This is a genomic window from Formosa undariae (genome assembly GCF_042427615.1).
Classification (GTDB): Bacteria; Bacteroidota; Bacteroidia; order Flavobacteriales; family Flavobacteriaceae; genus Formosa; species Formosa undariae.
The window spans coordinates 91,655-113,693 of sequence record NZ_JBHMEZ010000031.1; the positions used below are offsets into that span (position 1 = coordinate 91,655).

Here is a 22,039-nt window from a genome sequence, read left to right on the forward strand (position 1 = left end):
CATGCAAACTCACATAGATATTAACGCCGATGTAGGCGAAGGCATTGGTAACGAGTCTGATCTTATGCCTCTTATCTCTTCGTGCAATATTGCTTGTGGCGGACATGCAGGCGATGTTGAAACGATGAAATCTGTATCGTTATTAGCAAAAAAACACGGTGTAAAAATAGGTGCACATCCCTCCTTTCCTGATAAAGAAAATTTTGGAAGACACCCTATGGATATCTCTAGCATAGCCTTATATATCTCTATTAAAAAACAACTAAAAGATTTAATTCATGTTTTAGATGCCGAGCACTTGCACCTCCACCATATTAAACCACACGGTGCTCTGTACAATTTGGCTGCTGTAGATGAAAAAATTGCAAGTGTGATTATTGAAGTCTTAAAATGTTTAATGCTACGCGTAAAATTATACGTCCCTTACAACTCGGTTATCGCTAAACTAGCTCTTGAACATCAAATTCCGATTATATACGAAGCTTTTGCCGATAGAAATTATAATGCTGATTTAACTTTAGTTTCCAGAACAGAATCACATGCGATGATTCATGATTCGAATACGATGTTTGAGCATGTTTATAATATGGTTTCGAATGAAAACGTAAAAACGATAACAGGAGAATTAGTGACCATAAAAGCAGAAACATTTTGTATTCATGGTGATAATCCTGAAGCCTATTTGTTAATTTCTGAATTATCAAATCGTCTAGCGTCTAAGGGCATTCAAATTCGTTAATAAAATGAATCTAGACCCCTCGTATAAACCCTTTGGAGAGCATGCTATTTTAATTGAATGGCCCAATCACATATCGGCACCTATTTTAGAAGACTTAACCCAATTTAAGAACAAAATAAAAAGTTCAGAAATTGAACATATCCGTGAAATACGTTCGGCATATCAGTCGATTTTAGTCGTTTATAATTCAGTGATATTATTTGAAAAGGAAGTCGACTTATTAAAAAACATTTATAGTTCTAAAACGATATCATCTTATAAAAAATCGAAACTTTGGAAAATCCCCGTGTGTTATGATGATGCATTTGGCTTAGATTTAGAAACCATGTCGGCTTCTAAAAACATGCCGAAAGCAGATATTATTAAGAGACACTCTGAAGTAATATATACCGTTTACTTTATTGGTTTTCTACCTGGATTTCTATATTTAGGTGGTTTGGACGACGCCTTAATAACGCCAAGAAAATCGACACCAAGACCACGTATAGAAAAAGGATCTGTTGCTATTGGCGGCCACCAAACCGGCATTTATCCTAGTGATAGCCCTGGCGGATGGAGCATTATAGGAAAAACACCTGTCAACTTTTTCAATCCGAATACTAAAACACCCTGCTTTGCAAAACCCAGTGATTATATTCAATTTTACCCAGTGAGCCTAAAAGAGTTTAAAGACATTAAACTATTAGTTGATACAGACAGTTACCAAATAGAAAGTGAGGATCGCCATGATTAAAGTTTTAAAACCAGGTTTATACGCTAGCATTCAAGATTTAGGTCGGTATGGTTTTCAGGATTATGGAGTCCCTTATTCTGGAGCAATGGATGAATACGCCTTGAAAACAGCGAATACGCTTCTTGGGAATCATGAAAATGATGCTGTTATTGAAATGACCATGATTGGAATGTCGTTACAATTTCAATGCGACACATTAATTTGTATTTCGGGAGCAGATATGCAACCCAAAATAAACAATAAAGCCGTTCCTACATATAAAGCATTACAGATAAAAACACATGATAAATTAAGCTTTGGAGCAGTAAAAAAAGGGTTCCGAACATATTTAGCGGTAAAAGGCGGAATTAAGAGCGATTTAGCCATGAACAGCCGTAGTATGTATTCGCGCATAACAAAAAGCTACTGCTTGCAGAAAAACGACGAATTACCCATTCAAACGCATAACAATAGCGCTTTAAATCTAAACGCTATACTAAAAGTAAATTTAGAGTATTTCGATCAATCGGAACTCACTGTTTTTAAAGGCCCAGAATTCGATTTACTTTCAGAGCTACAGCAACAAAAATTAGTTTCATCTGCCTTTACTATTTCAAATACCAATAACCGAATGGCCTATCTGTTAGAAGAGCCTTTGGAGAACGCTTTAAAAGCTATAATTACCTCACCTGTTTTACCTGGAACAGTACAATTAACGCCTTCGGGAAAACTTATTGTATTAATGAAAGATTGCCAAGTGACAGGTGGCTATCCTAGAGTTTTACAATTAAAGCATTCTAGTATCGCCATGCTTTCTCAAAAACGCACAGGACAGCAGTTTAGTTTTAATCTTGTATAAAAATTGTTTAATTTTTAGCAAAAAATTTTAATACTTATCGCAACATTTGCTTCTTTACCATAAAAAATTCGTGTCCGCACCCGAAAATATATATTAAAATTTCTCTTTTGAATTTAAAAATTAACAAAGCTTCTATTAATACTACATTTTATTTGAAATATTTCTTCCAAAAAAAATAAAAACAAATCGTCTGTGTAGATAAAAACACGGTACAAAATAGATTTTTTTTAATTCTCAATTTTGCATTATATATCGAATATCTTCAATAAAACCTTAATATATGTGATACGCGTAAATACGCGAATATTCTTAAAAAGATAGATCATAATTATAATTTATATTTTATTTCATAACAAAGCTCATAAATATTAATATTATTTCTATATATCTACAAAAAAATTAAACATTAAACAACACAATTTAGATGCGCTATAGTTGATATTTTTCATAAATTAGTGCTAATAAAATACACCCCTAAAATTTAAATTATGTTGTTAATACATGCTAGTACGGACTTAGCACAACAAATCCCCCTTTGGCCATCAATACCTTTCTTTATTATTTTATTGGCCATAGCCGTAGGACCTCTAATTGCAGAAGAGTGGTGGGAAAATAATCGGAACAAACTATTAGTTTCGGCTGTTTTAAGTATTCCTACAATTTATTATTTGGTAAGCATGGGACTCACCCAACATTTGGAACATCAAATTTTAGGAGATTACATCCCTTTTATTGTCTTATTAACGTCCTTATTTGTAATTACTGGAGGCGTACATCTTAGTGGAGATATAAAAGCAAAGCCTTGGGTAAATACGTTATTTTTAGGTTTGGGTTACCTTTTGGCTTCATTTATGGGAACAACAGGTGCGGCCATGCTACTTATACGACCAGTAATTTCTATTAACCAAGAAAGAAAATATACCATACATACTATTTTATTCTTTATTGCCGCTGTAGCCAATTGTGGTGGACTTTTAACACCGCTTGGAGACCCACCATTGCTTATGTTATACTTAAGAGGTGCAAGTTTTACATGGTTTTTTAACCTTATTCCAGAATGGGCCTTTACAGGAGCATTACTACTTATTATTTACTATATAGTAGACTCTAAATATTACAAAAAAGAGCCTAAAGAAAACTTAGAAGCAGATGCTAGAGAGATTGAACCAATACGTCTTACAGGTGCCATGAATTTCATTTATTTATTAGGTGTAATATTATCTGTTGCTTTTATAAACCACGACGTTATTCCTGATATGGCTAAAGAAGATGCTCCATTTTGGCTTAAGCATTTACGAGAAATAATTCTTGTAGCCTTAACAGCAATCGCTTATTTTACGACACCCAATACGACACGTGAAAAAAACAAATTTTCATGGGGACCTATTATTGAGGTTGCCGTTGTATTCATTGGTATATTTATAACCATGACACCAACCTTAATCTATTTAAAACAACATGCTCCAGGAATGGGACTTACAGAAGCATGGCAGTTTTATTATTCAACAGGATTTCTTAGTGCATTCTTAGATAATACACCAACTGCAGTAGCTTTTCATAGTGTAGCGTCTAGTATTCCAATTGCAGACAATGTAGCGGTCGTAGCTAACGTGGCAGAGCACATTTTAAAAGCCATTGCAACTAGTGCGGTGTTCTTTGGTGCATTAACATATATTGGAAATGGGCCAAACTTTATGGTAAAATCTATTGCTGAAGATCACGGTATTAAAATGCCAAGTTTCTTCGGTTATATGTTTAAATTTTCATTGATTGTTTTATTACCTATATACATTTTGACACAGTTACTTTTTATATAAAAACAATTGGGTTTATTTAGAAATAAGTCCTCCATCTCATTTGAGATTTAAAAGAAAAATCCTCGTAATATAAATATTACGGGGATTTTTTAGTTTTGAGAAATAATCTAATTAATCTATTTTTTTTATTATTTACAATAATGCTAAATCCTACAAATTAACTATTAGTATATTGGTACTGTAATTAATCTTATAAAAAAAGTGGTTAAAAATTCGGATATAAAATCTTGGCTAAGTTACTGGAAGAAAACATTAATAGATACAGACAGAAAAAGAATTGATATTACAACCTCTCCTCTTCCAATTGACACCTATTATATTGATAAAGTCCCAGAAAAACATCTAAACTATTTATGGAACATTTCGCAAGCAAAAAAAGACACCAAGTTTATAAATGTAGACATTTGCCCCTGCTCCCTACAAACCAAATTTGAACATGGAAAATCTAAGAAAGTAAAAGAAGACATATATTATCCCTTTTGGATACCTGCTATTATGTATAAGGATGGAACACTTGCTCCTCAAGAATCAGGCAAAAACATATCTAAACCCTTTTTTATAAGAGAATATTTAGGTCCTAATTCTAATGATACCTATCAGATTTCAACGATTAAAGAGGTTGACAGCGCTTTACAAAAAATTGAATTTAAGAATGACTCTTGGGCATCTTATTGGGGTCTTTGTGAATCCTTTTTTTCTATGGTTACAGCTAAAAATTTTGAGACATATAATATTAAAGACAACAGATACTTATTTATCCAATTAGGTGAATTACGTGGCTTAACAACAAATATTCGATTACTATATAATAGATTAGAAAAAACACCTCCCAACAACAAGTTATTAAACACTATTTTGTCTCAAGATAAAATAAAACATATTTCTATTCCCAATAAATCTGCTGTTATTCGAAACAAAATGCATTTGGGACAGATGAGTAGTGAGTTTCCGTTATCTGTTTCACAAAGAGAAAGTATTATGTCTTTTAATCTTCTCGAAAAAAATAATATTTTGGCCGTTAATGGCCCTCCTGGGACAGGTAAAACTACGTTCTTACAGTCTGTAATAGCTAATAGTGTTGTTTCTACCGTTATTTATAAACAAGAGCCCGAACTTATTATTGCATGTTCAACAAATAATCAGGCCATAACCAACATTCTTGATAGTTTTGCACTCGACTCAGACGATAATTTAACTAAGCGATGGTTGCCTGATTTAACCTCGCTCGGACTATACCTATCCTCTAGTGAAACTAAAAAATATCAGACATGTACCTCCGAATATGGCAACGGATTTTTTGAAGATTATGAAAATTCAAATTTAAAAAATAAACAAGATTTCTTTTTACGAGAATTTAAGCAGAATATTGAAAACAAAACGAATGTCGAGGATTGTAAAAAAGCACTCTATACTATAGTAAACTCAAAGGTTAGTGCTATTTCGGAGCATATCGATATTGCCGAAAGGTATGAAAACACAGTACTGCTATTAAAAAATAAAGGTTATTCAAGTTTAGATCATTTAAAAGAAGATATAAAAACGTATAACAGTAAAATAATTGATAGTGAGAAGAAAATCAACCACATATCTACTTCCGAAAAACAATTAAATTCTGCTAACAAAAAACAACCATTTTTACAGAGATTATTCCATTTTCTCCCAAAACACAAAGCAAGAAGAGCATCTTTATTTGAAAGAACATTGCTCAATTTAAATTTAGATAGCGCAACAGATTACAGTAATTATAATGCTTTAGTTCATATACTGAACGAACTCCTCATCGCAAAAACAAAAACGCGAACTCAACTTAAAAATGAATTACACTCCTTAAAAGAATTACTTCAAAACATTGAAGATTATACGTCGAATTACAAAGCGTGTATTGCTAAATTTAATTCCAATTACGGAAGTACTATTGAAAGTTTAGAAGCATCAACTGGCAAAGAATACGTCGGCTTATCTCCTCTTGAAGATATGCAGGTTAAAATGGACATTTCATATCGCTATGAAGCCTTTTGGTATGCCATACATTTTAGAGAAGCTGAATACTTAATAAAACTCGAAAAGAGGAAGCAAAAGGTAGATAAGGAACGTGGTAAAAAAAGTTATCGAGAAAAATTACAACGCTATGCAGCCATAACTCCTATTTTTATTTCAACCTTCCATTCTATTCCAAAATACAGTACATTTTTTGATAAAGCTGATGGAGCAAAAGCATATTTCGATTTATATGATTTACTTATTGTAGACGAAGCCGGTCAAGTTGCTCCAGGTGTTTCCCTACCAACTTTTTCGTTAGCGAAGAAAGCAATTGTTGTTGGAGATGTTTTTCAAATTGAGCCCGTATGGTCTGTAGAAGAAAAACTTGATATTATAAATCTTAAAATGAATACAATTCTTAAAGCTGATTTTTCCAATAATGATTTTAATACGCTTAAAAAGTCGGGACTCTTATGCGCTTCAGGTAATCTTATGCAAATCGCACAACAATCTTGTTTTATTAAAGATGAAGCTATTGGAGGTACACTTCTAAAAGAGCACAGACGCTGTCCGGATAAAATAATATCTTTTTCAGACGATTATGTCTATCAAAATAAGCTAATCTTAACAAAAGGAAACCACAGAAAGGTAAACACGGGACTTCCCTTGAAAGGTTTCATGCATATTGATAGTGAAAGCAGTAAAATTGGAAATAGCAGACGTAATATTCAAGATGCCAAAATTATTTCTAAATGGATAGAAAGTAAAAGAGAAGAATTAATAAAAGCATACAATGGTAAAGCTATTCATAAGATTCTAGCCATAGTAACACCATACAAGTCCCAGGCTTCGTTAATAAAAAACGAATTAAATAAAATTAATAAAGCCGCATATAGCAAGATAACCTCAGGGACTGTACATGCTTTACAAGGCTCTGAAATTGATATCGTGATTTTTTCTTCTGTTCTATCTCCTGGCAATAGCACCTTATACGCAGATAACATCAATATGCTTAATGTAGCTGTATCCAGAGCAAAATCGAGTTTTCTTGTTTTTGGGAATTTAAATACATTCGATGCAACTAAAAACACACCTTTAGGGAATTTAAAGAAATGGCTTCAGGAAGATCCTGATTGTGAGTTATCAAATAAATTTATTTTTGAAGCAGAGAATAGTGAAACTCCAAATGGTGTGACACGAATACATACACTTAAAAAACATATTGACATTCTAGAAAGAGCTTTTGACATAGCAGAAACGGAGTTAATCATTATTTCGCCTTTTATATCTTCGAATGCCATAGAATGTGAGACGATAATCTTTTCTAAAAATGGAGATAAAAACACATTAAATACAACTAAAATAAATGCCATAGAAAGTAAACTAAAAAGTGCTATTAACCGAGGAGTTAAACTTTCTGTTTATACCGATTCGACACTCGACATGAAGAATAATCTATTAAAACCAAACTCAAAAAAAGGTCGAGAACTAATTACACAAAGTGGAGCTCAATTAAAACTTATAAATGGTATTCATAATAAAACAATAATTATTAACAACGATATAATTATTGAAGGTTCATTTAATTGGTTCTCTGCTGTTCGTGACGAACAAAGTAAATATTATAGGGAAGAAGCATCACTTGTTGTTAAAGGAGAAATGGCCAAAGACATGATTAAAAAAACTAAGGAACATTTAAATAAATTCGCTAAATAATCATGAGTATAAATCGTTGAGGTCCAATTTTAAATTACAAAAAAACTCTTTGGAGTATATCTAGAATCAAGCATATATATATTACACCAAGATTTAATACGTCACGATTTCGAGACATGAGACTTTTTAACAAAAAAAAGCGACCTGAAATTCAGGTCGCTTTTTATATATCTAATAAGATTTAAAGATAAATTAGTTATCAATAATAGTTAACTCATCTACAATATGTTTTGCATTAGAGTATTTATCGATCAACCAAAGTACATATCTAATATCCACATTAATGGTACGTTGTAAGTCTGAATCGAAAATAACATCTCCCGCCATAGCTTCAATATTTCCATCGAATGCTAAACCAATTAATTCTCCTTTTCCGTTTATAACTGGAGATCCTGAATTTCCTCCTGTAATATCATTATCGGTTAAAAAGTTTACAGGAAGTTGGCCATATTCATTCGCATAACGTCCGTAATCCTTCTTTTCGTAGATATCCAACATACTTTGCTCTAAATCGAATTCAGGGTCGTTAGGCTTGTATTTATTAATCATACCCTTAAACGTCGTATAATTATTTTCGTTAGCATCGTTTCTAGAATCTGCTGGTAAAGCTCTCACTTTTCCGTAACTTAAACGTAGTGTAGAATTGGCATCTGGATATTGTATTTCACTTAAACCAGACTCACGCAAACCTGCTACCAATAATCTATACGACGCTTGAAAATCGTTTTCAGGTTGCACTAAGCTCTCTGGATTCTCTCTGTACTTCTCTAATAACTGACCAGATAAAATGTATAAAGGGTCGTTATTTAACACCGTAATATCTGGATTTTTAAGGAATGCTTCTACTTTTTCTTTTGAAGTAAAAATACTAGTCTCAAAACTAGCATCGATATAAGCAGTAAAATCGTTATTATTTTGTTTTCCTATTTCTGAAACAATTTCAGGAAGCGGATAATTAGATTTCGAAGCATATAAACCCAATTGCTTAGCATATACTTCTTTTTCTAAAGGCAAGTAGAAATCTTTATAACCACCAGCAATAGATTCTTCTAGTTTAGGTAATAATTCGGCTTGCTTCGCTTCATTCTGACTCGCGTAATACTCTAATCCTTTTCCTAAACTATAAGGCAAACTCGATAATTTACTTGAACGCAACATACCGAATAAGTAATTACCTTGTTTTGATTTTTCATTCGTTAAGTCGTAGTAATTATTTATATTTTCAATAACATCGCCGTAAGTATCTCTATTTTTTTTCTTATTGGCCCACTTTGCGAATTTCTTCTCTGTTTTACGTTTGGTTTCAACAGTTCCGTGTGCTGTTAAGGCATCAATCATCCCTTGTCTGTTCTTCCAGTAGTTCGCAATTCCAGCATATTTGGACGCATAAATTAGATTAACCTCTTCACTTTGATCCATGTATTTTTTAAACACATCCATGCTTAATTTAGAGCTTTCAACCCAAGCAGGATACGCATATTTTACATTTTGCTCTACTCCCGAAGCTGGCATCCAACGGTTGGTACGACCAGGATATCCTAAAATCATTGCAAAATCATTTTCTTTTACACCATCGATATTTACAGGTAAATGATATTTTGCTTTTAAAGGCACATTGGCTTTTGAATATTCTGCAGGTTCTCCCGCTTCATTTGCATAAACTCTAAATAAAGAAAAATCGCCAGTATGTCTTGGCCATTCCCAGTTATCTGTATCTCCACCAAATTTACCAACACTTTCTGGAGGCGTTCCTACTAAACGCACATCGTTATAATCTTCGTAAACAAAGTAGTAATATTCGTTACCTTGGTAAAACGGACGCACAGAAACGGTGTATTTACCACCTTCATTATTCTCTGCTTCAATTTTAGCAATCTCTTTGTTAATAATAGCCTCACGTTCTTTTTCGCTCATCGTATCATTAACCAATGATAAAATACGTTTAGAGACATCGTCCATTCTTACAAAAAAGCGTACATACAAGCTTTCTGGTTTCAATTCTGCTTCTTGAGAATCTGCCCAAAATCCATTTTTTAAATGATTCTGTTCTGCTGTCGATAATTCTGCAATAGCACTATAACCACAGTGGTGATTTGTTAAAACCAATCCGCTATCCGACACAATACTTGCTGTACAACCACCATTAAACTGCACGATAGCATCTTTTAAACTCTGATTGTTAATACTGTAAATTTCTTCAGGTGTTAGCTGCAATCCCATTTTTTGCATATCGCGATAATTTAAGCGCTCAATATGCATTAAAAACCACATCCCTTCATTCGCCATTGCAGAGGGCAAAGACAGAATAAAAGCAATAATTAAAAGTCCAATGTTCTTCATGTTTTGTATGTTTTATTTATTTTTAATCAAGCTATAAAAATACAGAATTTTAAGGTATTGAGTATTAACGAACTTCATTTTAAGATTTTAACAACATAACATACAAAACCCTCCTATATATTTAAAAAATTAATACATTTTCTAAAGTATAGAAGGGTTTTAAAATGAATTTGAATCTTTGTTTTCTAATTAAAGAACCTCGAAAAAGGGACGTTTATAAATAGAAATTAGATTGCTTTATATTTTAAAATTAAGAAATCACATTTAAAGATTTTCCAACTTTAATAAAGGCTTCGATCGCTTTATCTAAATGGTGACGTTTATGTCCCGCAGATAATTGCACACGAATTCTTGCTTTTCCTTTAGGTACTACAGGGTAAAAGAATCCAATTACATAAATACCTTCGTCTAAAAGTTTTGCTGCGAATTCTTGAGCCAATGGTGCTTCTTCCAACATAACAGGGACAATAGGGTGATCGCCTGGCAGAATATTAAATCCTGCTTCAGTCATTTTTTTTCTGAAATACAATGTATTTTCTTCTAACGTATCTCTTAATTCTGTCGATGTTGTTAAAATATCTAATACTTTAATTGAAGCGCCAACAATAGAAGGTGCAACAGTATTTGAAAACAAGTAAGGTCTTGACTTCTGACGTAAAATATCTACAATTTCTTTTCTTGCTGCTGTAAATCCACCTGAAGCGCCACCTAAAGCTTTCCCATATGTTCCTGTAATAATATCTACACGATCCATAACATTATGATATTCGTGAGTACCACGTCCTGTTTTACCTAAAAAACCTGTAGAGTGACATTCATCTATCATGACTAATGCATCATACTTATCGGCTAAATCACAAATTTTATCTAATTGAGCAATCGTTCCATCCATAGAAAAAGAACCATCTGTTACAATTAATTTACGTCTAGATCCTTCTGCATCTTGTAATTGTTTTTCTAAATCTTGCATTTCGTTATGCGCATATCTAAAGCGTTTAGCTTTACATAAACGAATCCCATCAATAATTGAAGCATGATTTAAAGCATCTGAAATAATAGCATCTTCTGCAGTTAAAAGAGGCTCGAAAATCCCACCGTTAGCATCGAAGGCAGCTGCATATAATATACAGTCTTCCATCCCCAAAAAGCTAGCCGTTTTTTCTTCTAATACTTTATGAATATCCTGAGTTCCACAAATAAAACGTACTGAAGACATTCCAAAACCATGAGAATCTATTGTTTTTTTACTGGCCTCTAAAACATCTGGATGCGATGATAATCCTAAATAATTGTTTGCACAAAAATTGATAACATTACTAACCTCTGTTGTCGAAATCTCCGCACGTTGTGGTGTCGTAATTATACGCTCACTTTTATATAAACCTTCTTCTTTTAAAGTTTGTAATTCCGTTTGTAAATCTTGTTTTATATTTGAATACATAGTTTTTGTTTTTGTAATGATTATGCTTCTACTTGGCTATAATATATCTTTAATTCTTGAATCATGGTTTTAGTCATCGCTTCTAAATCGTATTTTGGTTTCCATCCCCACTCTGTTTTAGCAAATGAATCGTCGATAGATTTTGGCCATTTATCAGCAATCTTTTGTCTGAAATCTGGTGTGTAATTTACTTTAAAATCTGGATACGTTTTCAAAATTTCTGCTGTAACTTCTGATGGAGAAAAACTAACACCCGCAATATTATAAGACGTTCTTGTTTTTATGGCTTCTTTAGGCGCATCCATTAGCTCTATAGTAGCACGAATAACATCTTCCATAAAAATCATAGGCAACGTACTATCTTCCTTTAAAAAACAATCGTAAGTTTCTCCTAAAACTGCTTTATGATAAATATCTACGGCGTAATCTGTAGTTCCTCCTCCTGGTAATGACTGATACCCAATAACCCCAGGATAACGAATAGAACGCACATCTAAACCATATCTTAAGAAATAATATTGTGCCCAGTTTTCTCCTGAAGCTTTACTTATACCGTAAACCGTAGCAGGATCTAAATACGCATCGTTTGGTGTAGACTCTTTATCGGCACCATCTCCAAACACAGCAATAGAACTAGGGTAAAATACTTTTTCAATATTATTTAATCTAGCAACTTCGAAAACATTAAACATTGTTTTCATATTTATATCCCATGTTTGCAATGGGTTTTCTTCTCCTTTTGCAGACAGTATTGCCGCTAAGTGATAAATCTGAGTCACTTTATATGTCGTAACAACGTCTTGAATACGTTCAAGATTAGTAGCATCGATAATTTCAAAGATACCAGTGTATCCATCTTTTGTTCTTAAATCTGAAGCAATAACATTATCGATCCCAAATTTTTCTTGTAAAGTTTGCACCAAAACAGAACCTAATTGACCGTTTGCACCAATAACTAAAACAACTGTATCCATATCATAAATATTCATAAGCGTAAGCTCAATTTACTTACAAAGTTATAATTTGTGATGTTTTTAAAGAAATAATCATAAATATTAAGTAATAATTACTACCAAAAGAACAAATTAAACTAATTTTACTTTTACAGACCGTTAAAAAATAAAATAACAGTAATTTTTAGTTTAAATCATGGAACCATTAGATGAGATTGACACCACTATTTTAAGAATTTTACAAAAGGATTCTAAAAAAACAGCGAAAGAAATAGCGAATAAATTAAACATTACCGCCTCTCCTGTATACGAACGCATACGACGCTTAGAGAAGCAAGGTTTTATAAAAAAGTATGTCGCAATTTTAGACAAAAAACTAATCGACAGGTCTGTTACCACAATTTGTCAAGTGTCGATGCGCTATCATAATGAAGCCTTTATTGAAAATTTTGAAGAACAAATTCAAAATCTTGAAGAGGTGCAGGAATGCTACCACATGGCCGGTGAAGTTGATTTTATATTAAAAATAAACACGAAAGGATTAGAAGATTATCACAATTTTGTAAAATACAAACTATCTAAAATTGAAAACATAGGTGTTTTAAACAGCACGTTTGTTTTAAAGGATATAAAGCAAACTTCAGAATTTTATATTTAGGAGCAATACCAATATCCATAGGTTTAATAACTCATCATAGTTAAAATAATTTTTAAACATATCGCTAAAATTCAATTTTCACTATATAAAAAAAGGGTAATTAAATATGATTTAATTACCCTTTTTTAAATTTAAATTATTTTAAAAATGCCATCTTACAAAAGCTTCCATTGCCGCATAATGCGCCAATCCTAACTGATGATAAACCTCGGCAGTTTCTTTGTTTCTATCCTCTGCACGTTGCCAAAACTCTCTGCTATCTGTTCCTAAAAACACAACGCCATCTTTTTGCGATTGGTGTTTAAAAATACCATGTCGTTTATCTAGAACTTGGTCAGGACTCATTGGTACTGCCATCTCGATTTCATCGACACCCCATTCTTGCCATGCACCGCGGTATAACCATACCCAACAGTCTTCCATATACTTTTTAGATTTCAGTTCTTTTACTGCTCTAAAAATAGCATCTAAACATACTTTATGCGTACCATGTGGATCTGCTAAATCTCCTGCAGCATAAATCTGATGTGGCTTGATCTTATCGATAAGATCCATTGTTATCTTAATATCCTCGTCTCCTAAAGGCATTTTTTCTATGGCACCTGTTTCATAAAATGGTAATTCCATAAAATGAATATGAGTATCTTCAAGACCTATAAAATGAGATGCTGCTTGCGCCTCTCCTTTTCTTATTAAGCCTTTAATATGTCTCACTTCAGAGATATCTATTTCACTTCCTTTTTTGTTATGAAGAAAATCTAGAGCTTTCTTAAATATATTTTCAGCCTCTACATTTTTAATTCCAAATTTGTCGTTATAATCGCAAACGAATGCCGCAAATCGTAAGGCTTCAGCATCTGAAACTGCAATATTTCCAGAAGTTTGATATCCAATATGAACGTCATGACCTTGCTCTTGTAAACGCTTAAATGTGCCTCCCATACTAATCACATCATCATCAGGATGCGGACTAAAAATAAGCACACGTTTTTTTGAAGGTTCTGCACGTTCAGGACGTTTAGAATCGTCTGCATTTGGTTTTCCTCCCGGCCAACCTGTAATTGTATTCTGTAGCCTGTTGAATATTTTAATATTAATATCGTATGCTGGTCCAGAATCTGCTAACAAATCACTCATACCGTTTTCAATATAATCAGCATCTGTAAGCATTAAAATTGGTTTCTTTAAATGTTGAGCTAAACCTAAAACAGCCTTTCTTATTAATTTATCTGTCCACTCAATTTTTTCGACTAACCAAGGTGTATTAACACGCGTTAATTTAGACGATGCTTCTTTATCTAAAACAAAAGTGACATTACCATGTTCTTGTAAAAAAGACGCAGGCACTAAGTTTGTAACCTGACCTTCTACAGACTGCTTTATAATATTAGATTTACCTTCTCCCCAAGCCATTAAAATAACGCGTTGGGCTTCCATAATCACTTTTACACCTAAGGTAATTGCGGTTCTTGGTGTGTTGTTTAATCCTAAGAAATCACTACTTGCAGCAACTCTTGTAATATGATCTAAAGCAACTAATCGCGTTTTCGAGTTTTGTAATGATCCGGATTCGTTAAAACCAATATGACCATTTCCTCCAATACCTAAAATTTGCAAATCGATACCACCTAATGCTTCAATTTTTGCTTCGTAAGCAGTACAGTAATTAGCGATTTCTTTTTTAGATAATGTCCCGTCTGGTACGTGACAATTCTCAGGTAAAATATCGACATGATTAAACAACAATTCATTCATAAATCGCACGTAGCTATTTACAGAATCTGGTTGCATTGGATAATATTCATCAAGGTTAAAAGAAATTACATTTTTAAAACTTAATCCTTCCTCTTTGTGTAATCTAACTAATTCTGAATACAAACCTTTTGGAGAAGACCCTGTAGCAAGGCCTAAAATACATGGCTGTTTCTGAGATTGTTTAACCTTAATTAAATCGGCAATTTCCTTAGCAACAGCCTTAGAACCTGAAGTAGAATTTTCATAAACTACAGTTCCAATATTTTCAAATCTTTTTTCAAAACCTGTTGCTTTGTCAATCTTACTGTTTAGCATAATATTTTATTTAATTTTTACTATTAGATAATAATCTAATTTTCATTTGGTGTAATAGGTTGTTTTATTTCTGTTGATGAATCCATCATTTAAAATGAATTAAATGTGAAATAACAGTAAAATTCTCTTTCTTAGTTTAACTAGAAATGATAAAAATATTAACTTTTTCTAGTCCAACTTTTGTATTTATGTCCCCATAATGCAAAAAACAAAATAAAGGCATAACATGGAATTAAAATCCAATAACTACTCGTAGCGGCTTGAGATAATGCTTCCGATTCGCCCATACCATTCAATATTAAATCTGCTTTATTAATATCTACCAGCTTACCGTATAAAGGCGGAATAATTGCCCCCCCAGATATCGCCATAACAAGTAAAGCTGAAGCCGTTTTAGTAAATTTACCTAAGCCCTCTAATGTTAATGGCCAAACTGCAGGCCATACTAAAGCATTCGAGATTCCTAATGCTGCAACAAATAAGACAGACACTAATCCCGAAGTTGAAAGTATACAACAGCTAAAAACGATTCCTAATACAGCACTAATAATTAATGCTGTTTTCTGTTTTAAATATTTAGGTATTAAGACCACACCTAAAGCATACGTTAACACCATTGCTAATAACGTATATGCTGTAAAAGATTTTGCTTCCTCCGAAGAAAATCCTAATGAAATCCCGTAAGAAATAATAGTATCTCCTGCGATAACTTCTGCACCTACATAAAAGAATAATGTAATTACCCCTAGCCATAAATGAGGAAATTGAAACACACTTGTTTTTTGATCTTTAACATCTACAGTTGCATCATCTTCTGGCACTTCAATATCTGGAAGTGGTGCCTTTCTAATTAAAACTCCCAATACAGCTAACACGATGGCCATAACAATATATGGTGTCACCACACTGTCTGCCATAGTATTTAGCAATTGATCCTTTTCAATTAAAGAAACTGTAGCTAATTTATCTTTTACTTCATCAATTCCGGAAAGTAAAATGGCTCCAAAAATTATAGATCCTAAAGCACCTGCAACTTTATTTGCGATTCCCATAATAGCAATACGTTTAGCCGCACTATCTATTGGACCAAGAATGGTGATATAAGGATTAGAAGCTGTTTGTAATAACGTCATTCCCATACCCTGAACAAATATACCTGTTAAAAACAACCAGTATGTTCTTGCTTCTGCTGCAGGAATAAAAATTAAGGCTCCAATAGCCATAACAAATAAACCTAAAGACATACCTTTTTTATATCCTATTTTATCTAGAATATAAGACGCAGGAAGCGCCATTACTACAAATGAAATATACGATGCCGATGCTACTAAATAAGACTGAGCATCTGTAAGTTCGTTAATCGTTTTCATGAACGGGATAAGTGCACCGTTAATCCAAGTTACAAACCCAAAAATGAAAAAAAGTGCTGCAATAATTGCAATGGCAATTTTATTTGAATTTTTATTGGTTACTGTTTCTGCTACATTAGACATGCTTTTTTACGGGGTTTTAGAGCGTTAATATTTTTTAAAGTTCTTACCATAATTTGGCAAGTCGTTTGTTCGTATTTTAATCTTATTTATTAAGTCTGAATTCACCTTTAAGACCTTCGTTAGACGATGTCCCTATCATGACTGTATAATTTCCAGATTCTAAAATCTTATCCATTGAAATTCCAGTAAATTCTAACATTTTAGGAGTAATAGAAAATGTAACTGTTTTCGTTTCTCCTGGGTTTAATTCAATTTTATCGAAACCTTTTAATTCTTTATCAGGTCTTAATACAGAACCAACTTGATCTTTAATGTACAACTGAACAACTTCTTTTGCTTTTAAAGTACCTGTATTAGTAACCTCTACACTAACATCAATATTCGTTTTTGATGACATTGTAGGATTAGATAATTTTAAATTAGCATACTTAAATGATGAATAGCTTAAACCATATCCGAATGGATATAACGGCCCTTTCTCCATAAATAAATATTCTTTTTTATTGTTTATTTCTTTACCGCTATAGTGAAATGGTAATTGACCGATAGATCTCGGGATGGTTACTGGAGATTTTCCTGAAGGAGACACTTCGCCAAAAATTACTTTTGCCATAGAATTATCGCCAAACTCACTTAAATCCCAACCGTCTAAAATCGCATCTGCTTGTTCCGAAATGGTGTTAATAGATAACGTTCTTCTGTGTTGCAAAACCACTATTGTTGGTTTTCCTAAGGCTTTAATTTTTGTCATTAACTCATCCTGAGGACCAACTGGGTCTATTGTTGCTCTATCTCCTAAAGCACTACCAAAGAAGGCTTCTTTAGAGGTAAAACCATCTCCACCTAAGAAAAGCACAACAACATCCGATGTATTTGCAATTTCTATTAATTTGTCAATTCCAGCTTCATTATCTGTACTCAGTGATGGAATTCCTCTTTTTTCATTCGTTAATTTAAAACCTGTTTCTGCAACAAATGTATTTTTGTTTCCAGAAATAGATTCGAAAGCCGCCTTTGTTTTCTCAGTAACTCTTGGTCCTAAAAGCGCTATTTTTTTCTTGCTTCCTTTAGCTAAAGGAAGTGTATTATTTTCGTTTTTTAATAAAATTATCGACCCTAAGTCGGCTTCTTGAGCCAATGCTAAAGACGATTTACTTCTTACACTTTTTTCGACAGTATCGATATCAATATAAGGATTATCAAAAAGTCCTAAGATAAATTTAGTACGTAACACACGTCGCGTAGCTTCATCGATCATGGGCACAATCTCTGGATGTGTTTTCACTATTTCTGGTAAAAGTCCGTATGCATCTTCAGAATACAAATCGACATCCATACCGGCAGTAAGTCCCATTATTGCGGCAGCTTCTTTAGATTCTGCAACTTTCATAAATGAATACAAACGCGCAATATCGTTTGCGTCTGATACCACATAACCATTAAAACCCCATTGATTCTTTAAAACTCCATTTATAAGAGCGGGATTACCATGACTTGCCACTCCGTTAATATCGGCATGTGACGCCATAACACCTAAGGTTCTTGCTTCTTTTACAGCAGCCTCGAAAGGCGGATAAATCTCATCGATAAGTGTTCTTGGAGAAATTTCGACAGCTGCAAAATTAGTACCTCCTAAAACTTGACCGTAGCCAGCAAAATGTTTTACTACTGCTCCGATATGTGTTCCATTACCAAGCCCATCATAATTACCTTGCACACCTTTTATAGCGCTAGTAACCATTTGCGTTGTTAAGTACGTATCTTCACCAAAAGCTTCACTCATTCTTCCAAAACGTGGATCGCGAACAATATCTGCTTCAGGAGAATGACACATATGCATCCCTCTTAAACGTGCTTCTCGTCCAACCACGTCCCATAAACGATTTACCAAACTAGGATCGAACGAGGCTGCAGAAGTTATAGGTCTACCAAAAACGGTATTTCCTTCGGCATCTACACCATTATAAGATTCTGTAACAAAAAGTGCAGGAATTCCCCAACGGTTATGTTCAATAATATATTTTTGAAGTTCGTTGTTTAGTTTTGCTGATTCAAGCGGACTAAGACTTTCACCAGGATTTTTAATACCAGCTATTCCTAATTTTAATTTTTCGACAACATTATCTGAAAGTTTTAAATGACCATCTTTATCCGCTCCAATACCAATATTAGCGTGAAAGATTCGCATCTGTGCTACTTTCTCTTCCAACGACATTAGCGGTAATAACGCATCAATTCTTTTTTCTATAGATACCGAAGCATCTTTATATATTTTAGAATTCGATTGCCCATAAGAGCTCATTGCGATAGTAAGAGTTAAGGATAAAAAAAGTATTTTTTTCATTATGGTTTTTTAAACTATTTAAGGCCTTATATGTTACTAACAATCTAAGACCATGTTTTTTACTTTAAAAAAACTTTCAAGAAATACGATTCTTGAAAGTTTTTAAATTATTATGCTAAGCTATTAATACTGCGGATTAAAAATCTCTATACTCACCACCAAGAAAGACATTCGCTTCTGCTTCACTAAATTGTGCGGTAGCATCGTCCCAATGCAATGTTTTGTTAGGGAATCTACTAGCGATAACTCCTAATAGAATAGTTTCAGTTAGATTTGAAGAGTAAGAAAAAGGAGCACTACACTCGTCTGTTCCTAAACATGCATCCACAAATTGATGATAATGTTTTTTACCTTCAGCACCATAATCTCTTACAGGAGGTCCTTGATCAGGAACTAAAGACATATCTAAATCTTCGTATTTACCATCGACAATTAATTGAGGTAATTTCATAAAGTGAGGTAATAACAATCTCCCTTTCTCACCAATAAACATGGCCCCTTGACTTGGTAATTTATCGCCGTTTGGTAATTTTAAATCTTCGTGAGCTGCTGGAGCTCCTTCACCATCATACCATACCCACTTTAATGTTTTATCTGTATACTTGGTACCAGGGAACATATACGTTACAGTATTCTTTTCAGGGAAACCATATCCGTTAGGTTTTCTACAATTATTCACAATTGTAGTAGGCACTTTTAATTGTAATGCGTTATAAGGTGTATCGAAAATATGAACTCCCATATCTCCTAAAGTTCCGCAACCGTAATCTAAAAGTTTTCTCCAGTCTCCAGGATGGTAATACCCATCTTTATAAGGTCTTTTAGCAGCAGTACCTAACCATAAGTTCCAATCTAAATTTTTTGGCACTGGATCACTTCCTTTTGGTTCAGGACCATCGTAACCCCAGTTTTTTGGAGACCAAGCATGTACTGTTTTAACCTTTCCTATTATTCCAGCTTGAATTAATAAAGTCGCTAATTTATAGTCGTAAAAAGAATGCACTTGGATCCCCATTTGAGTCACTAAGTTTTTATCTTCTGCTAATTTTTGCATCGCTCTAGCTTCAGACACATGATGCGTTAATGGTTTTTGACAATAAACAGGTTTCCCCATTTCCATAGCCATCATAGAAACTGGAGCATGAGTATGATCCGGAGTAGAAACAATAACAGCATCTACATCGTCACCCATTTCTTTAAGAAGCACTCTATAATCAGAATATAACTTAGCATTAGGATGAAGTTTTTTAGCAGCATCTAAAGCATTTGTATCTACGTCACACAAGGCAACCACATCTACTAATTCGTGAGATGATATCGCTTCTAAATCTGCACCTCCCATTCCACCAACTCCAACGTGAGCAGTTCTTAATCGTTTACCATCTCCAAAACCTAAACTCATTGCAGAGGTAGGTAATTGCATTAATAAACTTGCTAAAGCTGTATTTCTAATAAAATGTCTTCTTTTCATTTCTATAAATTTAAATTTTTCTATATCTGTTTTAAAGTCTGGTCTTATTGTTTCTAAATGCCTCTATTTCATCTGAGGTAGACGGTAGTCTGTTTCCTAATTTTCGAGAACCATTTTTAGTAATTAAAAAATCGTCTTCGATACGGATTCCTCCAAAATTCTTATAAGTTTCTAACTTGTCGTAATTAATAAACTCAAAGTATTTATTTTCCTTTTTTCTGAGCGCCATAAGTTCTGGAATAAAGTAAATACCCGGTTCTACAGTAAGTACCATACCTTCTTCTAAAGCACGCCCTAAACGAAGTGATTTAAATCCGAATTCCGTACTCTTTTTCATCTCTTCAGTATAGCCTACATATTGCTCGCCTAAGTTTTCCATGTCATGCACATCTAGCCCCATCATATGACCTAAACCACATTGAAAAAACATCGTGTGCGCTCCAGCTTTTACAGCCTTGTCGGCATCACCTTTCATAATACCTAAGCCTTGTAAGCCTTCGACAATTTTTTTACACGCTGCTAAATGAACATCTAAAAATAACTGTCCTGGTTTTAAAAGGTCTGCTGCCGTACTATAAGAATCGTATACAATATCGTATATTTCTTTTTGTTCTTTTGTGAATTTTGTATCTACAGGAAACGTACGTGTTAAATCCCCTGCGTAGTTAGAATAATTTTCTGCACCACAATCACATAATACCATATCCCCTTTTTTAAGCGTATTCCCGCGATAGTGGTTATGTAGTATCTGACCGTTAATAGTCATGATTGTTGGAAAAGAAGTGTTGTTACCATTTGCTAAAGCAATTTCTTTAACAGCACCATAAAGATCGGATTCTTTAAGACCTTCTTCAGCCATTTCCATTGCTTTATAATGCATTTCCACCGTAGTGTTTACTGCTTTTTCAATGTCTTCAATCTCTAACTCAGACTTAATAGATCTTAATTTTACAATAGATTTTATAAGCTCTAGAGATTCTTTTCCTTTGACTTCTGAAGGTTGTATATTAAGAATATTAGACAATTCCAAAAGATGTTCTGGACGATAAGCCGCAATAAAATGAACCTGTTTCCCTTTCGCTATAGCATCTTGCACATAAGCACTAATTGCCGCTGCAGGCTTTACATTACTTACCCCCACTTTTTGAACCTGTTCTTCAATAGATTCTACTGGACCGGTAAATACAATATCATCTATAGAAAGATTATCTCCAAATACGATATCTTCATTAGTATCTAAATCGATAGTAGCTTTCAAGTCTGGCTCGTTTAAACCAAAGAAATACGAAAACGTACTATCTTGTCTAAATTGGTACCAATTATCTTTAAAATTAATACTACTTTCTTCATTCCCTAAAAAAACAATCAAACCATTGGTCATCAATTTTCTTAGTTGTTCTCTTCGTTTTATATATTCTTCCTTTGGAAACATATTTAATTTTTTAC

At 33.4% G+C, this 22,039-nt stretch carries 14 protein-coding genes; 6 read left to right on the forward strand and 8 right to left on the reverse strand.

Going from position 1 to position 22,039, the window contains the following annotated elements; translation table 11 throughout:
- Position 1: 1 nt before the first annotated feature.
- From pxpA to ACFFVB_RS16980, 5 genes are all read left to right on the forward strand, one after another.
- Positions 2 to 739, forward strand: a complete 738-nt coding sequence (gene pxpA / locus ACFFVB_RS16960; RefSeq protein ID WP_382384420.1) for a 5-oxoprolinase subunit PxpA — start codon at positions 2 to 4, stop codon at positions 737 to 739.
- Between the two features lie 4 nt (positions 740 to 743).
- Positions 744 to 1,472: a 5-oxoprolinase subunit PxpB gene (pxpB, locus tag ACFFVB_RS16965; RefSeq protein WP_382384421.1), complete on the forward strand. Its 729-nt coding sequence runs from the start codon at positions 744 to 746 to the stop codon at positions 1,470 to 1,472.
- Complete coding sequence (locus tag ACFFVB_RS16970) at positions 1,465 to 2,310, forward strand: 5-oxoprolinase subunit C family protein (protein WP_382384422.1); 846 nt, start codon at positions 1,465 to 1,467, stop codon at positions 2,308 to 2,310. Before pxpB ends, ACFFVB_RS16970 begins: the two co-directional genes overlap by 8 nt.
- A 488-nt stretch (positions 2,311 to 2,798) precedes the next feature.
- Positions 2,799 to 4,127: a sodium:proton antiporter gene (locus ACFFVB_RS16975; RefSeq protein WP_382384423.1), complete on the forward strand. Its 1,329-nt coding sequence runs from the start codon at positions 2,799 to 2,801 to the stop codon at positions 4,125 to 4,127.
- A gap of 201 nt (positions 4,128 to 4,328) precedes the next feature.
- Positions 4,329 to 7,823 carry an AAA domain-containing protein gene (locus ACFFVB_RS16980; protein WP_382384424.1) on the forward strand — a complete coding sequence of 1,165 codons (3,495 nt, stop codon included), beginning with the start codon at positions 4,329 to 4,331 and terminating at the stop codon, positions 7,821 to 7,823.
- Between the two features lie 192 nt (positions 7,824 to 8,015).
- Here ACFFVB_RS16980 and ACFFVB_RS16985 read toward each other — a convergent pair whose 3' ends face one another.
- The 3 genes from ACFFVB_RS16985 to ACFFVB_RS16995 all read right to left on the reverse strand — a co-directional run bounded on the left by ACFFVB_RS16985 (position 8,016) and on the right by ACFFVB_RS16995 (position 12,578).
- Positions 8,016 to 10,163, reverse strand: a complete 2,148-nt coding sequence (locus ACFFVB_RS16985; RefSeq protein WP_382384425.1) for a S46 family peptidase — start codon at positions 10,161 to 10,163, stop codon at positions 8,016 to 8,018.
- Between the two features lie 250 nt (positions 10,164 to 10,413).
- Positions 10,414 to 11,604 (reverse strand): glycine C-acetyltransferase, encoded by a 1,191-nt coding sequence (gene kbl, locus ACFFVB_RS16990; RefSeq protein WP_382384426.1) that lies wholly within the window; start codon positions 11,602 to 11,604, stop codon positions 10,414 to 10,416.
- Positions 11,605 to 11,624: 20 nt separating this feature from the next.
- The gene (locus ACFFVB_RS16995) at positions 11,625 to 12,578 is read right to left on the reverse strand and encodes an NAD-dependent epimerase/dehydratase family protein (RefSeq protein ID WP_382384427.1); all 954 of its coding nucleotides are present in this window, start codon (positions 12,576 to 12,578) and stop codon (positions 11,625 to 11,627) included.
- A 175-nt stretch (positions 12,579 to 12,753) separates the two neighbouring features.
- On the opposite strand from ACFFVB_RS16995, the gene ACFFVB_RS17000 reads away from it, so the two are divergent.
- Positions 12,754 to 13,215 (forward strand): Lrp/AsnC family transcriptional regulator, encoded by a 462-nt coding sequence (locus ACFFVB_RS17000; protein ID WP_382384428.1) that lies wholly within the window; start codon positions 12,754 to 12,756, stop codon positions 13,213 to 13,215.
- Positions 13,216 to 13,356: 141 nt separating this feature from the next.
- On the opposite strand, the gene nagB is transcribed toward ACFFVB_RS17000, so the two are convergent.
- From nagB to ACFFVB_RS17025, 5 genes are all read right to left on the reverse strand, one after another.
- Positions 13,357 to 15,285 (reverse strand): glucosamine-6-phosphate deaminase, encoded by a 1,929-nt coding sequence (gene nagB / locus ACFFVB_RS17005; RefSeq protein ID WP_382384429.1) that lies wholly within the window; start codon positions 15,283 to 15,285, stop codon positions 13,357 to 13,359.
- A 158-nt stretch (positions 15,286 to 15,443) separates the two neighbouring features.
- Entirely contained in the window at positions 15,444 to 16,778 is a 1,335-nt protein-coding gene (locus ACFFVB_RS17010) for a sugar MFS transporter (RefSeq protein WP_382384430.1), read from the reverse strand.
- A gap of 82 nt (positions 16,779 to 16,860) precedes the next feature.
- Complete coding sequence (locus ACFFVB_RS17015; RefSeq protein WP_382384431.1) at positions 16,861 to 19,122, reverse strand: glycoside hydrolase family 3 N-terminal domain-containing protein; 2,262 nt, start codon at positions 19,120 to 19,122, stop codon at positions 16,861 to 16,863.
- 136 nt (positions 19,123 to 19,258) lie between these two features.
- Positions 19,259 to 20,593: a Gfo/Idh/MocA family protein gene (locus ACFFVB_RS17020; RefSeq protein ID WP_382384432.1), complete on the reverse strand. Its 1,335-nt coding sequence runs from the start codon at positions 20,591 to 20,593 to the stop codon at positions 19,259 to 19,261.
- Positions 20,594 to 20,624: 31 nt separating this feature from the next.
- Entirely contained in the window at positions 20,625 to 22,025 is a 1,401-nt protein-coding gene (locus tag ACFFVB_RS17025; RefSeq protein ID WP_382384433.1) for an aminopeptidase P family protein, read from the reverse strand.
- Positions 22,026 to 22,039 lie beyond the last annotated feature (14 nt).

What these genes read in the sequence shown, in the direction of transcription:
- ACFFVB_RS16995 (WP_382384427.1), bottom strand. Translation starts at nt 12,578, where the DNA reads ATGGATACAGTTGTTTTAGTTATTGGTGCAAACGGTCAATTAGGTTCT.
- kbl (WP_382384426.1), bottom strand. Translation starts at nt 11,604, where the DNA reads ATGTATTCAAATATAAAACAAGATTTACAAACGGAATTACAAACTTTA.
- ACFFVB_RS17020 (WP_382384432.1), bottom strand. Translation starts at nt 20,593, where the DNA reads ATGAAAAGAAGACATTTTATTAGAAATACAGCTTTAGCAAGTTTATTA.
- pxpB (WP_382384421.1), top strand. Translation starts at nt 744, where the DNA reads ATGAATCTAGACCCCTCGTATAAACCCTTTGGAGAGCATGCTATTTTA.
- pxpA (WP_382384420.1), top strand. Translation starts at nt 2, where the DNA reads ATGCAAACTCACATAGATATTAACGCCGATGTAGGCGAAGGCATTGGT.
- ACFFVB_RS16985 (WP_382384425.1), bottom strand. Translation starts at nt 10,163, where the DNA reads ATGAAGAACATTGGACTTTTAATTATTGCTTTTATTCTGTCTTTGCCC.
- ACFFVB_RS17000 (WP_382384428.1), top strand. Translation starts at nt 12,754, where the DNA reads ATGGAACCATTAGATGAGATTGACACCACTATTTTAAGAATTTTACAA.
- ACFFVB_RS17025 (WP_382384433.1), bottom strand. Translation starts at nt 22,025, where the DNA reads ATGTTTCCAAAGGAAGAATATATAAAACGAAGAGAACAACTAAGAAAA.
- nagB (WP_382384429.1), bottom strand. Translation starts at nt 15,285, where the DNA reads ATGCTAAACAGTAAGATTGACAAAGCAACAGGTTTTGAAAAAAGATTT.
- ACFFVB_RS16975 (WP_382384423.1), top strand. Translation starts at nt 2,799, where the DNA reads ATGTTGTTAATACATGCTAGTACGGACTTAGCACAACAAATCCCCCTT.
- ACFFVB_RS17015 (WP_382384431.1), bottom strand. Translation starts at nt 19,122, where the DNA reads ATGAAAAAAATACTTTTTTTATCCTTAACTCTTACTATCGCAATGAGC.
- ACFFVB_RS16970 (WP_382384422.1), top strand. Translation starts at nt 1,465, where the DNA reads ATGATTAAAGTTTTAAAACCAGGTTTATACGCTAGCATTCAAGATTTA.
- ACFFVB_RS17010 (WP_382384430.1), bottom strand. Translation starts at nt 16,778, where the DNA reads ATGTCTAATGTAGCAGAAACAGTAACCAATAAAAATTCAAATAAAATT.